This window comes from candidate division TA06 bacterium (assembly GCA_004376575.1).
Lineage (GTDB): Bacteria > Hydrothermota > DG-26 > E44-bin18 > E44-bin18 > E44-bin18.
The window spans coordinates 1-13428 of sequence record SOJN01000005.1 but is presented as its reverse complement, the minus strand read 5'-3'; the positions used below and the strand labels follow the sequence as shown (position 1 = coordinate 13428).

Below are 13428 nucleotides of genomic sequence, written 5' to 3'. Positions count from 1 at the left end.
AGCCTATACTGCAAAGAGAGTTATGCGCACAGTGCATGAAAGCAACCTCGCTTATCCACAGCGTAGAGAAGATGCCGCGAGACACAGCTCAATCCCACTCTCCGTGTTGTATGTAGGAAACGTACGCAGGAAGTTATCCACATGCGGGCATGGTATCAGAGAGCCAAAAACCTGTCAAGAGAAAAGTGTGTTCGGTGTCAAAAAAGGTTGACAGTTGCGCGGTTATGGATAGAATAGGCCTAGTGTTAACTGGCGAGAGTAGAAAGAGATGAAGAGAACCTATCAGCCGAGCAGGCGAAAGAGGAGCAAGACTCACGGGTTCAGGAAGAGGTCGTCCACCAAGGGGGGGCGACGGATCCTCAACAGACGTCGTGCAAAAGGTAGGAAAGAACTGTCCGCCTGAAGGGAGGAAGATCAGCCGGAAAGATGAGTCTCTTCCCAAAGATGAGATTCTGAGAACGCGGACAGACTTCGACGCTCTCTTTGCCCATGGTGAGAGGACACGCTGGGGGTGCCTGACTATCATTCACAGAAAGGCAGCCCGAAGGAGGGTTGGGTTCGCGCTCTCGAGAGCGATCAAGGGGGCTGTGAAGAGGAACAGAATCAAGCGGCAGTTGAGAGAAGCGTACAGAAGGTGCAAACAGAGGATGGGGGATGATAGGGAGTTCGTAATTATTGCTGGTGAGGGCGTGCTGGCGAAGTCTTACGCTCAGATCGAGCTCGAGCTGATTCAAGGACTGAGGAAGGCAAGGATCATTTGTGACTAGACTGATTATCGCGATCATCAGGCTCTACAAGATTGCCATTTCCCCGGTATTCCCCTTGTCTTGCAGGTTCACTCCCAGTTGCTCTGAGTACGCGATATGTGCCGTGGAGAAGTATGGATTCTTGAAAGGTGTGTGGCTGGCAGTTCTAAGGGTGCTCCGCTGCAATCCTTTCAACCGCGGCGGTTATGATCCTCTAATATAGAAAAAGAACTGATATGAGTGCAGAAACGAGAACACTGATCGCAATTTTTCTGATCGTATTGATCTCGATCATCTCGTACAAATACCTTCCCAGGCAGCAAGCGCAACCTCCACTTCCTGTGGAATCGGAAGAACCCCATTTGGAAAGAGTAATGGTTGAAAGGGTCAAGCCAACCGAGTTGAAAGCTGCTCGCGTGGCTCCGACAGCAGATGAAGATTCTGTCCTCATAGAGACAGACCTGCACAGGATCTGCCTGTCGAGCGTAGGGGGTTCCATAAAAAGCCTCCGCCTGAAAGAGTATGCTGATTTGAGGGGGAAGGGAGAAGAGCTGAAGGCCGCGTCTACCTTCGAGCGTATCTGGGCGCTCATTCAGTCTATGTTTAGACGCAGGGAGGAGTCGCAGGAGCTAGCCGAGCTCATTCCAGAGGGTCGCAGGGCTGTCCTTTCCACTGTCAGGACCTCTGACGGCACATTCGATTTGGCCAACCATAACTTCACCATAGAAACGACCGTCCACCCATCCGGCGCTGTAGAAGGAAAGGTGGTGTTCGCCGCGCTTCTTCCAGATGGGAGCACTCTGAGGAAAACATACACCTTCAGGAATGGTGATTACATCATAGGTCTCGAAGAGATCTGTCCGGGGAGCGCAAAAGAGCTGATCCTGGATTGGGGTGCAGGGCTCCGCCAGACAGAGAAGGCGCAGAGGGGCTATCTCAACTACTTCTCTGCCATGGCCATGGTTGGCGGAATGTTCAAGCAGTGGCAGTTGACAAAGGCAGTAAAGGTGTTGAGGAGCGGGGAGATCCACAAGATAAGGGACCTTGAGTACGTTGGACGAGTCGACTGGGGGGCAGTAAAGACGAAGTACTTCCTCGCCTGTTTCATACCGAAAAGGGAAGTGAGATACTTCAGGGTTGACACAGTTGGTCCGAGTATTGTCAGGATTGGCGCCAGGGTTGATACGGTCGCTCCCACAGAGCTTTCGGTCAGGATGATGAGCGAAGGCAACAGGGCTGAGTACGACATCTACGTTGGCCCCATACAGTATGACCGCTTGAGAGAGTTTGACTTGGGGTTGCAGAGGGCAGTCTATCTGGGACCAGGATGGGTGAGTGGCATCAGCAGGTTGATCCTGAGGATTCTCGTGTGGCTGCACAAGCTGGTGCACAACTACGGAGTGGTTATTATTCTCTTCTCGTGCATCATGATGGTCATATTCTATCCCCTCACCTTTAAAAGCCTGAGGTCCATGCGCGAGATGCAGAAGCTTCAGCCAAAGATCGCCGCGCTGAAACAGAAGTACAAGAAAGATCCTAAGAGATTGAACACGGAAACGATGGGCATTTACAAAAAGGAGGGCATAAATCCGCTCGGAGGGTGTCTACCGCTCCTCTTTCAGATGCCCGTATTCTGGGCGCTGTTTGCCATACTCAGATCCATGATTGAACTCCGAGGAGCCAACTTCCTGTGGATTGCTGATCTTTCAGAGAGAGATCCCACTTTCATCCTTCCGGTTCTTATGGCAGGATCAATGTTTGTCCAGCAGAAATTCACACCGACGGATCCACGTCAGAAAGCGATGACATACATGATGCCAATGATCATGCTCTTCATATTCTGGAGTTTTCCAGCAGGGCTTGTTCTTTACTGGTTTATCTACAATGTGCTCTCGGTGGTTCAGCATTATATACTGCACAAGAGGGGAGAAGAGCCGAAAACAGCATCTTAACGAGCACATTCAGGGGTCGTGTGCAATGAGCAAATGGTTTGTATATGTTTCCATCGAGTGCTGAGCAATTCATTCTTAGGATCCCTGGTTTAGTTTAGGTGCACAGCAAGATATCGTCCGGAGGTTGACCATGAAATTCGTCGAAGAAGAAGGGAAAACTGTGGAGGAGGCCATAGAAAAGGCCATGGAGAAACTGGGCATAGAGCCCGCTCAGGCGAGGATAGAGATAATAGACGAAGGCTCCACAGGCGGAATCCTTGGTATTGGGAGGAAGCCCGCAAGGGTGAGAGTCTCAGCAATGGATAAAGCAAGCCCATCAGAGGTGAGAGAGCTGGTTCAAAAGCTCCTTCTGCTCATGGCATTTGATTCGAAAGTTGCAGTCAACGAGAAGGAAGGGGTGTTTACTGCTGACATAAGTATTGGGGAACTGGATGGCTTGCTCATAGGCAGAGAAGGAAGAACCCTGGAGGCGCTGCAGCATATTACAAACAGAATTGCCGGAAGAATGTATCCCGGTGTGAGAGTGAACGTTGATGTTGGAGGATACAAGGCGAGACACAATCAGCTCCTCCGGAGAAAGGCGAAGGAGACAGCAGAGAGAGTGAGAAGGTTCGGGAAGGAGGTGACGATGGACCCTCTTCAATCGAGGGAGAGGAGGATTGTCCATCTTGCCCTCCAGAACGATCCGGATGTGAGAACCTATACTGTGGGCAATGGTCCTGCCAGGAATGTGGTAGTAGCACCCCGGGAGAAATCGAAAGAGGACAGGCCTTCCGAGCCGGCATAATCAAGAGGATAGATGAAGTTAAAGGACTTTGCCCCGGGCGGGGAGAGCTGATGGGTGCTCTCTCCGCATGGTGCTTTACGGAGGGCAAGCATGTCTTTTGGCTCCTCGACGGGTGGAGGGTGCACTCCTGAAGATTGTTCAATATTGAACCATGTTGAACCATATTGAACCGGGGGGCGTGTGAGTGGAGGCCTTAGATGGGAGTAGGCGATCATACAATAGCGGCCATTTCCACCCCGCCCGGAGAGGGGGCGATTGGAATGGTGAGAATGAGTGGGGGCGAAGCTCTTAAGATTGGAGACATTGTCTTCAAGGGGAGGACAGGCCCTTCTGGGATGGAAACCCACACGCTCCACTACGGTGAGATTTGTGATCCGCAAACAGATGTTGTAATAGACACTGTCTTGCTTGCAGTCATGCGCGCACCCAACTCCTATACTGGCGAGGACATGGTAGAGATCCACTGTCACGGTGGGCCCGTGGTTCTTGGTGAGGTGCTCAGTCTTCTCTATGCACATGGAGCAGCTCCAGCCGAACCAGGGGAATTTTCAAAGCGTGCCTTCTTGAATGGCCGCATGGACCTGTCACAGGCTGAAGCTGTGGTTGATCTGGTCAAGGCGAGGACCACGGAGGCTGCTCAGTCTGCAGCAATGCAGCTTGCAGGGAAAGGGAAGCGGGTGCTTGAGGAGATTAGGGGTCTTATGGTCCACAGCCTTGCTCTGGTGGAAGCTTCAATCGACTTTCCTGAAGATGATACGCTCATGGACAGTCAGTCTGTGCTGGACGAGATGGAGAAGACGCGCGAAAAAGTTGTGAAGCTTATCGAGGATGGGAGCAGAGGTAGACTGATGCGTGAAGGCATTACGGTGGCGATAGTAGGGAAACCGAACGTAGGGAAGTCCTCACTTTTGAATGCGCTTCTTCAAGAAGAGAGAGCCATAGTCACTCCTGTTCCTGGTACCACAAGAGATTATCTCGCCGAATGGATTGAGGTGTCGGGTGTTCCAGTCCGGTTGATAGACACGGCCGGGCTCAGGGACTCGGTCTCCTCCGTTGAGATGCAGGGAGTGGTGAGAGCCAGAAAGGCAATAGAGGTTTCGGATTTCGCCCTTCTCTTGCTCGACTGGTCTGGCCAGATGACGGAAGAGGATACGGAGGTGTTTCGGGCAGTAAAGACTAAGCGAAAGCTCGTTCTGCTTAACAAATGCGATTTGAAAAAGAGAATCGATGCCTCGTCTCTCCACGAGTCACTTCCAGTATCCGCAAAATACGGCCATGGGCTTGATGAGCTGAAAGAGAAGATGAAAGAACTGGTGTGGGGTGGAGGTGGAGCAGGTGGGAGTGGGGTCTTCACGAGGGCAAGGCACCTTGCTGCGTTGAAGAGATGCGATTCTCATCTTGAAGCAGGCGTGGTGGGGCTGAAGCAGGCAAAGACACCAGAAATTGTTGCTCTCGAGCTGAGGGACGCGCTCTCTGCGCTGGGAGAGATAGCAGGGGAGACAACCAGCGAGGATGTTCTGGATGCCATATTTGCTGAGTTCTGCATCGGGAAGTAAACTGGGGTTGAGTCAGTCTGCTCCTGATGCAGCCAATGAGTCTTTCACCACTGCTTTCCTGCTCATTTCGGCCAGTTCTCTGGTGGTGCCCATCAATTCATAGGCTTTGACCAGAGAAGCCATGTTCTTTTTCTGTTTCTGGAAAAGAGATGCATACTTCTTGGGGACAGGATCGGCTGCCGGGATCTTCACCCTGAGAGGATTAACATGGCTTCCATAGCGCTTCATCTCGAAATGGAGATGGGGGCCTGTGGACCGCCCGGTGTTGCCTACATATCCGATCAACTGCCCTTGCTTCACTCTCTTACCTTTTCTTATCCCTTTCGCAAACCTCGATAGGTGTCCGTAGCCTGACTGGTAGCCGGCTTTATGCTTCAGGTAGATAAGTTTGCCGTACGCGCCTTTCCACCCCGCAAACGTGACCACCCCGTCGCCAATCGCCGAAACTGGAGTGCCTACAGGTGCCGCATAGTCCACACCGCGGTGTGGGCAGTATATCTTGAGAATCGGGTGGAATCTCCTCTTGCTGAAGTAAGAGCTTATTCTCCTGTACTGGAGAGCTGACCTGAGGAAGACCTTCCTTAGAGACTTTCCGTTCTCGTCGTAGTAGTCTTGGTGCCCGTCGGGATTCTCGAATCTGGTTGCCTCATGGTTTCCCAACTTCCCGTTGTATCTTGCGTAGAGGATTGAGCCGTATCCCACAAACTCACCGTTGGCGAATTCCTTGACTGCAAGCATGGAAAAGCGGTCGTTGGTTCTTGTCTCCACGTTAAAATCTATGTCCCAGGCAAATATGTCGGAGAAACCATAGGCAAGTTCGGGCCCCTCGCCGAGAACTATGATTGACTCATACAGCGATGACTGGATACTACCCTCGATGCAGTAAACTCTTTTTTCTGTAGTGAGTATCACCTCGCGGGCTGCCATTCCAGAGTCGGAAGGCTCGACGAGAAAGTATCTGGTGGGGCTTCGGTGGTACTCAAACCGTTTGAATTCATTTGTCTTGGTTGTCACGAGAATTGCCCTGTCACCGGGCATACACCTTCTGAAATCAAAGATGTCGTCAAGAGAGCCAACAATGGACGCTGTGAGTTCAGAAGGAATTGATAGTTCCTGAAGTGTGGTCTCGAATGCCCAGCCAGGCTGGACGGAGACCTCCGCGCTATTCTCGTTTGCTGACTCCCGTTCAGGAAGAGTTTTTTTCGAGCATCCGATCAGTGCTAATGTGAAGATGGCTGCCGTAGTGGCCAGAACTGCCTTGAGGGTTTGGCTCACCTGAGGAACCTCCTGGATGCGAGAAGAGAGACCAGAACGAGAAAGAAGATGATTGCTGACGACAAAAGAAGGACAGATCTTGCCCCGCTCTTCTCGAGGGGTGGCAGCTCCGCCACCACTTTGGGGAAATTGAGGAGTTTTGCCAGTTCCAGGTTCGGCTCGGCCCTCTTGACCTTGCGGATGTCGGCAGTTTCAGTGGCAGAGAGTTTGACGTTCGAGTCTCTGGTGCTGTGGAAGACGATGAGACTCCATCTTCCCTGAAATAAAGGCGAAGGAGACCAGAGAGCTATGTGGTCTGCGTCTATCCGGGCGAAATATTCCTCGGAATACCGCGAGCCGTAGGTGGGGTCAATTGGTACCCAGCCGAAGTCATCGAGATAGAACTCCGCCCAGGCATGGGAGCTGTCCAAATGCTCCTTGTCTGGCAGCCTGATGAACCCGAACACTGCTCTGGCAGGCACGGCTGAGGCGCGGCAAAGAGCCACAAAGAGGGCCGCAAATTCTGTACAGTCGGCTTCATCCGGATACGCAAGGGCGTATTCTGCCCCTCGACTTTCGGGTTGGACCTTGTAGGTTAGTGTATTAATCACGTAATCGTAGATCTTTCGTGCTTTCTCGTAGGCATCTAAAGCCCCCGTGGTGACAATATTCGCTTCGGAGATGATAGCCTCTGAGTTGGACTCGATCATGCTCTCAGCCATCAGGTAAGGGGCCAAATCCGCGGTGGGAGTGACATTGGCAGGGCTCCATATGTCGTAGACTGTAGGAGTTATTTCTATTAGATAGTTGAGAGTGATCTCAATTTTCTGGCCGGGGTCGAGCTTCTTGAACCTGTATTCTGCAAATTTGTGGCCCAGGGAATCACTCATCACCACATCAAATCCAGGCTTCACAGACAAAAGCACAGTCTTCTGGTACTCGGCGAAATCTCTGCCGATCATGATGAGCGCTGTTATCGAGTTGGCGGGGGCGGAGCCTTTGTTTTCAAGAACAACGTTGTGTGTGAGGATGAGTGCGCCCTTGTTCAGTTTCTTTAAAGCTCTCGCCACCTCATCACTGTACTCGCTGTCCAGGAAGGTGTTGAGGAAATGGCGATAGTACCTCTCCGCCTCCTCCAGATGGCCTGCGCGTTCATACGCGCTGGCCAGGGCATAATAGGCAAGGTCGCTCGAAGGATTTCCCTGGGTGGCGAGTTGTGCGTACTCGATTGCCTTGTCATAGTCCTGGATTTCCTCGCTCAGACATATGACCGCAAGCCGGGCTGCGCTCTCCCAGTCATCGGGTACTTGAGATAAAACCTTTTCATAGTAGAATGCAGAGCTCTTCAGATCATTGGTATGGAAGAGAGCGAAGCCAAGAGCACGGCAGATCCCTGCGTCTGTGCTGTCGAGCTCGTAGGCTTGCTTCAGCTCCGAGACAGCACCGAAGTAGTCTTTTTTTGTCAGCTTCTGGATTCCTCGTACGTAGAAATCGCCAGGTGTCTGGAGCATTCCCTGGGCAGACAGCTGGACGCAGAGGAATAGCAGTAAACCTGATATCAGGTAGGCCCTTATCACCGTATCGTACACCGCCACATGATACCAGTTTACTGAGCCCGGTCAAGCGCAAACGCACAAACACGAAGATCGAAAACGAAACTACTAACCACGAGATTACACGAGATTAACACAGATTTAGACCACATTCTCACGGCTTAATTCAAACCAGAAAATAATCTTGTGGTAATCTGTGATAATCTGTGGTTGCGAGTTTCTGTGGTGTTGGTAGTTGACGGGTGGTTGAAGGTTGAGGCGCCCTGGCCGCATCGAAGAGCATGGCTGGATCGGAGTCTCATGTCTGTACCGATGCGGCCAAGAACGCGGGGAACAAATCATCTTAGATCGCAGATCTGAGATCTTAGAACGAAAACACACGGCCGGTTCCACAGGGGTAAGGAATTGGGTTCGGGGCCGGCGAGTGTCGCCATGTTGGCCGAGTCCCAATCGGTGCTTTCTGCATCTTCGGCCACTGCGACTAAGACCCCTCCCATTCCCACAGGCCTTGTGCCAGCCCCGAACTCTGCAAAATTGAGTGTCCCACCTCCTTGTTGAAAGGTTCTCGTCATGGACAGACCGAGCGTCAAGGTGAAGGGAGTTCTGTCCCCACCCCAATCCTTGATGAGTCGGTGTGGAAGGTGAGCCGGAACTCACCTGTGAGCTCCCGTTGCCTTCTCTGTCCAGCCACCTGCCCTGGGAGTCCCTGGCTGAATTAGAGATAGGTAACACATATCGAGAGCGGTAATGAAAACCGAGTTCCGGCTCAGTAAGAAGGAGACGACTGCTGTCGTAGTAGCTCACCTGAACGACAGCATGGAGGTGGGAGAGAATGGCATCCTCAACTGAGGATATGTCCATTCTCTTGCTGAACGCTACCCAGACGGTTGTATCAGGGGGCACTCTGGTCTGGGGTCCGTCTAGATAGGTTCTGGTGACTCGTGGCATGGAGTGGAATATGATGTCAGTTCTTTCGAAATACCCTCTTTGGAGCGTGCAAAAGGGCAGGAGCAGGACAAAAAAGCCTATGCCAAGTGGCACAGACCTCAAAGATTCTGTCTTGCAGCGGGATTCTTCTTATGTGCTGGTAATCTGATAGGCAAATCTATTTGATGTTGATTCCTTGCTCGATGTTCACTTCAATTCAGCTGTGTTTCTGTATAATGCAAAACCCGTGCCATACCGCTGGTTCCGGGTTCGGTTTCACACGATCCTCAACTCTGCTTTGAACTTAGCCGAATGGCACTCGACACCCGATCGACGCAAAAACCCCCAAAAGTGTAAACGCTGTTTACACCTCACTATGTACTTTACTACATAGTCCCACCGAAATGTAAAAATGACGAAGATCCTTCGAGTATTCGGAGGGTGAAGCCTGGCACCGAGGCTATTTCGGGTGCCTGCGGGAGCGTAGAGGGGAAAAGTCTTCTTGACACTGCAGATGCGTGAGCTTAGGATGATGATTAGTTGTGAAGGACGCGCAACTCCTAAACAAGAGGCAGATAGATGAAGAAGGCAGGATTGGTTCTCAGGATTACAACTGAGGCGGTTCTGGTGTGCTTGCTATTGGCTCAAGCGGTGATCGCCACGGAGCAGAAGGGACACAAAAAGAAAAAGGTAACACTGGAGCTAGTTTCGGAGCAGTGGTTTCAAGAAGAAATCATCAACGTGGCCTTCGGTCAAGAGAGAAGCATCGTAGTTACCGAGAACAAGATCTATAGCTTGGAGAATAGCACTGGGGAACTCGCGCACTTGAGGTCGACGTACCAAGGAGATAGAGAGCCGACTTGGAGAAGGACCTGGGTCTATCCCTCAACGAGCGGCAAGTATCTTGGATTCTATCACAATGTTCTCCTCGATAGCAAGAAGACCAGGCCTGAGGTGGAGAAGAAGCGGTTGGCTGTCTTCGAGCTGATCGACAGTTCGGGGAGATTGTTGTGGCGTCGCGAAAAAGAGATATCTCCGGGAACCGAATTCTATGCGCCGAATTTGTCTGTCTCTAACCGCGGATATGTTGTAGAGACCGATTTGGATTTGCACAGCAAGTTGGTCTTTTGCGATTCCCTTGGCCATCCAATTAGACACGTAAGAATCTCCGAAGCTCAGTTTGAGAACGGTGTCACACACGGAGAGACATGGTCTTGGGATGGCGAATTCTTTGCTATCTTCTCTGATGAAGGTCTGAAGAATGACGAAGACTACATAAGCCATCTCACCCTGTACACAAAAGATGGGAACGAGATCTGGCAACATCAGCAAAAGGGCTTTTTGAGTGCCTATCATAGCAGCATTTCGATTTCTCCAGACAACAAATCTATTGTTGCCTTCACTAGAGACAACTTCATGGAGATCTTCGATCTTCGGGGCTCGAGGATGTCAAGACATCACATCACTAGATCCGGTGACAACCGAGTCCTTTTCCGTGAGAATGAGAAGGAACTTGTCATTTATTCCGACATTGGTGTTATCTCGAGTTTTGCTGGGCGAGATCAGACAGGTCCATCGTGGAAGAGAACCTACGCAAATTCTGAGATAACGAGTCTTCAACAGATAGGGGGAGAAGAAATTGCTGTTGCAGGAATTCGCGACTTATCGCAAGAATCGTCGGTTGTATCGTTTCTGGATACAGGGAATCAGGAAACCATAAGTACCCTCGATTTTGCAGAGACAGGCAGAAGCACCGACTCACTGAACAAGGTGGGATGTCCACTCGTAAAGGTTCAAGTGGGGGAAGGCATAAGCCTAACGGTCGTCTTCCCTCGCAGGTTCCTGTGCTATCGAGTAACACTGCCTGAGGAGAGGTAAGATTTTATGACAACACGGATTCTGTATTACTGTGATTGCCGTGTGTGGGCGCATGTCCTTTGATGCTGCCTGGTATAAGCGTGCACCTGGTCCTGTGAAGATTAGCTTGAAATGATGCGCAGAACATAGATGGGAGGCAAGCAAATTAGAGAGGCAGCGTTGGTACGCGTAGCAGGCATTAGTACCATACTCATACTCTTGCTCGGTGTTGGTTCTGTGGCGCCTCAAAAGGTGGGTGGGCGGGAAGGGCATGAGGTAACACTGGAGCTAGTCTGGCAGAGGGAATTTGAGGAAGAGGTGATTGCCGGAGTGCTTGGCCAAAACGGAATAATCGTAATAACTGAAGACAGCATCTACAGAGTAGATACCACAAAAGGCGAATTCGAATCCCTGCGGCCAACATACGAGGGAAGCAAAGAACCAAGGTGGAGACGCAGCTGGGTTCATCCAGCAGCAAATGGCAAGTTCATTTGTCTTCGTCATGGAATCTTAGTTGATGAACCAAGTGGGAAGTCTGGGACCCCACACACACAATTTGTCCAGATCGAAGTCATTGATGACGGCGGGGAACGACTCTGGGATTTACCCTTGAGGGAGGTTGATCCATACGGGGAGTATATTTTCTATGGTGGAGGTTGGATTTCCAGTGAAGGGTATGTAGTGGTTACGGACGAGGACACAATGCTCAGAGGAAAGCTACTTTTTTATGATGCCACGGGTGAACGGATAAGCGATATTGTGTACTCCACTAGCGGCCTGGATTTCGGCGCCTCTAGAAAGGGAGCGTTTTCCGCCGATGGCCAATACTTTGTGTTCTGCGGTAAGGAAGGCTTCAAAGCGGAGACTGATTCGCCAAGCTACTTGCTGCTGACGGACAAATTCGGCAAGCTCCTTTGGAAAGATACAAAGAAAACCCGGAGCGAGGGATATGGATATCGTGGAGTGCGTCGGGAACTTGCTATATCCAGCAGAGGTTCATACGTAGCAGCCACGACCTTCAGGACTCTTGAATTACTGATCTTCGACAAGGCGGGAAACTTGCTTTGGCGGAAAGAGCTGCCCATCAAATACGGTCTGTCTGCGTTGAGTTTCACTCCTGATGAACAGACGATTCTGGTTTCATATGGAAGAAATCTGGAGGTCTTTGTCTCAGCGACAGGGGAGCGTTTATGGCACGGTGAGATACAAGGACCCGCCGCTTCACTCCCAGTAGCCACTGAAGGCACCGGTCAGTTTCATGTGCTGGCGAGTGGTTCAGAATTGGTCCTGGTCGATGAAAGTGGCAAGCTGTCAGAAGGGACTAAACTGATAGGCGCGACTACTGAATCTAAGACAAGAGGAAGAATATATCCGGCACTCTCTTCCTACCAGAATCGCATCCTCATCGTATTTCCCAACCAAGTTTACCTTTACAGAATCCGAAAGGACTAGATCACCAGCTCATAGCAGGTTTTCGCTGGTATTGGTACCTGGTTTTACCCTCCGAATACTCGAAGGATCTTCGTCATTCTTGCATTCTAAGCTAGGAATCCGCGGAGGGCTAGGCTCGCCCCGGCCGTCTAACGGGCGCACCGATCCATTTTTTTGGTTGTGTAGTTCGCAGTTTCATCGTTTGATATATTCTTCCAGGATTCTGATGTAATCTTGGTAGGCAGCCAATCCTTTTTGGGTGATTGAACACTTGGTTCTGGGTTTCTTGCCCACAAATGTTTTGGTGACCTTGATGTATTTGGTTTGTTCTAGTTTGGTTAGATGCGTGCTCAGGTTGCCGTCTGTCGTTCCAGTGGTCTCCTTCAAATAGTTGAAGTCGGCTTCCTTGACGGCCATCAGCACCGTCAGGATGGCTAGCCGCACTGGCGCGTGGATGATTGGGTCAAGTGGTGCTAACTTGTTCATTTCGTATCGCCCTCTTGTACTGCGCTCTTAGCAAGTGCCCTGGGACCAAGTACGCGGGGACTATTACGACAGCCATTATGAGCGAATGATACAGCACCGGCGCGAACATCATCACGATGGCCCCAGCCCACCAGACGACTCCTATGATGCGGAGGGGCCTCCAATCCACTATTCCCCCTGAGGCAAATGCGCCAATCCCCAGAATGATAGAAATTACTGGGAAAATGGGCCTGTAGGAGATGTTGGGTGAGAGGCTACCGACAAAACCTATGATGGTCATTCCCACCCCGCATGCTATCCAAAGATTCATCATGGCATTCCCGATGTAAGTCTTTGCATGGCCATTTTCACTTCCTCGTTTAGGCAGGACGATATTCGAAATCGTGCCCAGTCCTACCACAGCGGCCCAGGGTATCCATATGAAATGGTATTGTCTGAAGACAGTGAGTGCGTATGTGGCTATGCAGCCCAGAAAGGCTAGCCACCCCCAAACGACCATGTATATTCCGTTGTCGGCTGTCCTTTGTTTGGTCTTCTCAATCATCGATCTGATAATTCTCAATTCCTGAAGCACCTCTCCGTTCTGATTGCTGCTGCTTTCTTCCACCATGGTCCCCTCCTTTTTTGTGGGTCAAAGGACTTTGTAATACAAAGTTAATACATATCTTGAGATTTGTCAACCCCTTTTTTGCATTTTTCCTGACAGAATCTGCATAACCTCAATGTCTGAAGGGAGTTATGACGCACACAGGATGTGTGCTAGTCTGAGAGTCAAAAATGCAAAAGTGCGTGCCTGGCCCCTGTCGGCATGTGATACCTGCGCGGTTTTCCTGGAAATGGGCGCTAACCTAGCGCGCCGCAAGCGGCGCTACTCCATAC

General features: G+C 50.9%; 11 protein-coding genes. 7 read left to right on the top strand and 4 right to left on the bottom strand.

The features are described 5' to 3' along the window. The first annotated feature begins 268 nt into the window (after window positions 1-268). From E3J62_00165 to mnmE, 5 genes are all read left to right on the top strand, one after another. On the top strand, window positions 269-403 hold the full coding sequence (locus tag E3J62_00165; GenBank protein TET47857.1) for a 50S ribosomal protein L34: 135 nt from the start codon (window positions 269-271) through the stop codon (window positions 401-403). Window positions 404-759: 356 nt separating this feature from the next. Continuing rightward, window positions 760-969, top strand: coding sequence for a membrane protein insertion efficiency factor YidD (yidD, locus tag E3J62_00160; GenBank protein ID TET47856.1), 210 nt, complete (start codon window positions 760-762; stop codon window positions 967-969). Window positions 970-982: 13 nt separating this feature from the next. Beyond that, entirely contained in the window at window positions 983-2698 is a 1716-nt protein-coding gene (locus tag E3J62_00155) for a membrane protein insertase YidC (protein TET47855.1), read from the top strand. A 130-nt stretch (window positions 2699-2828) separates the two neighbouring features. Further along, window positions 2829-3485 (top strand): protein jag, encoded by a 657-nt coding sequence (locus tag E3J62_00150; protein ID TET47854.1) that lies wholly within the window; start codon window positions 2829-2831, stop codon window positions 3483-3485. A 197-nt stretch (window positions 3486-3682) separates the two neighbouring features. After that, window positions 3683-5041: a tRNA uridine-5-carboxymethylaminomethyl(34) synthesis GTPase MnmE gene (gene mnmE / locus E3J62_00145; GenBank protein TET47853.1), complete on the top strand. Its 1359-nt coding sequence runs from the start codon at window positions 3683-3685 to the stop codon at window positions 5039-5041. 12 nt (window positions 5042-5053) lie between these two features. Here mnmE and E3J62_00140 read toward each other — a convergent pair whose 3' ends face one another. Then, the gene (locus E3J62_00140; GenBank protein TET47852.1) at window positions 5054-6316 is read right to left on the bottom strand and encodes a M23 family metallopeptidase; all 1263 of its coding nucleotides are present in this window, start codon (window positions 6314-6316) and stop codon (window positions 5054-5056) included. Next, on the bottom strand, window positions 6313-7884 hold the full coding sequence (locus E3J62_00135; protein ID TET47851.1) for a hypothetical protein: 1572 nt from the start codon (window positions 7882-7884) through the stop codon (window positions 6313-6315). Before E3J62_00135 ends, E3J62_00140 begins: the two co-directional genes overlap by 4 nt. A 1470-nt stretch (window positions 7885-9354) precedes the next feature. On the opposite strand from E3J62_00135, the gene E3J62_00130 reads away from it, so the two are divergent. Together E3J62_00130 and E3J62_00125 are read left to right on the top strand one after the other, a co-directional pair. Then, entirely contained in the window at window positions 9355-10653 is a 1299-nt protein-coding gene (locus tag E3J62_00130) for a hypothetical protein (protein ID TET47850.1), read from the top strand. 129 nt (window positions 10654-10782) lie between these two features. Beyond that, entirely contained in the window at window positions 10783-12084 is a 1302-nt protein-coding gene (locus E3J62_00125; GenBank protein ID TET47849.1) for a hypothetical protein, read from the top strand. A 174-nt stretch (window positions 12085-12258) separates the two neighbouring features. On the opposite strand, the gene E3J62_00120 is transcribed toward E3J62_00125, so the two are convergent. Next, window positions 12259-12549, bottom strand: a complete 291-nt coding sequence (locus tag E3J62_00120; protein TET47848.1) for a transcriptional regulator — start codon at window positions 12547-12549, stop codon at window positions 12259-12261. After that, entirely contained in the window at window positions 12527-13159 is a 633-nt protein-coding gene (locus E3J62_00115; GenBank protein ID TET47847.1) for a hypothetical protein, read from the bottom strand. Before E3J62_00115 ends, E3J62_00120 begins: the two co-directional genes overlap by 23 nt. Between the last annotated feature and the right edge of the window lie 269 nt (window positions 13160-13428).

Excerpts from the sequence above, each read along its gene's own strand:
- E3J62_00130 (TET47850.1), top strand. The coding sequence starts at position 9,355 with ATGAAGAAGGCAGGATTGGTTCTCAGGATTACAACTGAGGCGGTTCTG.
- E3J62_00155 (TET47855.1), top strand. The coding sequence starts at position 983 with ATGAGTGCAGAAACGAGAACACTGATCGCAATTTTTCTGATCGTATTG.
- mnmE (TET47853.1), top strand. The coding sequence starts at position 3,683 with ATGGGAGTAGGCGATCATACAATAGCGGCCATTTCCACCCCGCCCGGA.
- E3J62_00125 (TET47849.1), top strand. The coding sequence starts at position 10,783 with ATGGGAGGCAAGCAAATTAGAGAGGCAGCGTTGGTACGCGTAGCAGGC.
- E3J62_00120 (TET47848.1), bottom strand. The coding sequence starts at position 12,549 with ATGAACAAGTTAGCACCACTTGACCCAATCATCCACGCGCCAGTGCGG.
- E3J62_00115 (TET47847.1), bottom strand. The coding sequence starts at position 13,159 with ATGGTGGAAGAAAGCAGCAGCAATCAGAACGGAGAGGTGCTTCAGGAA.
- E3J62_00165 (TET47857.1), top strand. The coding sequence starts at position 269 with ATGAAGAGAACCTATCAGCCGAGCAGGCGAAAGAGGAGCAAGACTCAC.
- E3J62_00150 (TET47854.1), top strand. The coding sequence starts at position 2,829 with ATGAAATTCGTCGAAGAAGAAGGGAAAACTGTGGAGGAGGCCATAGAA.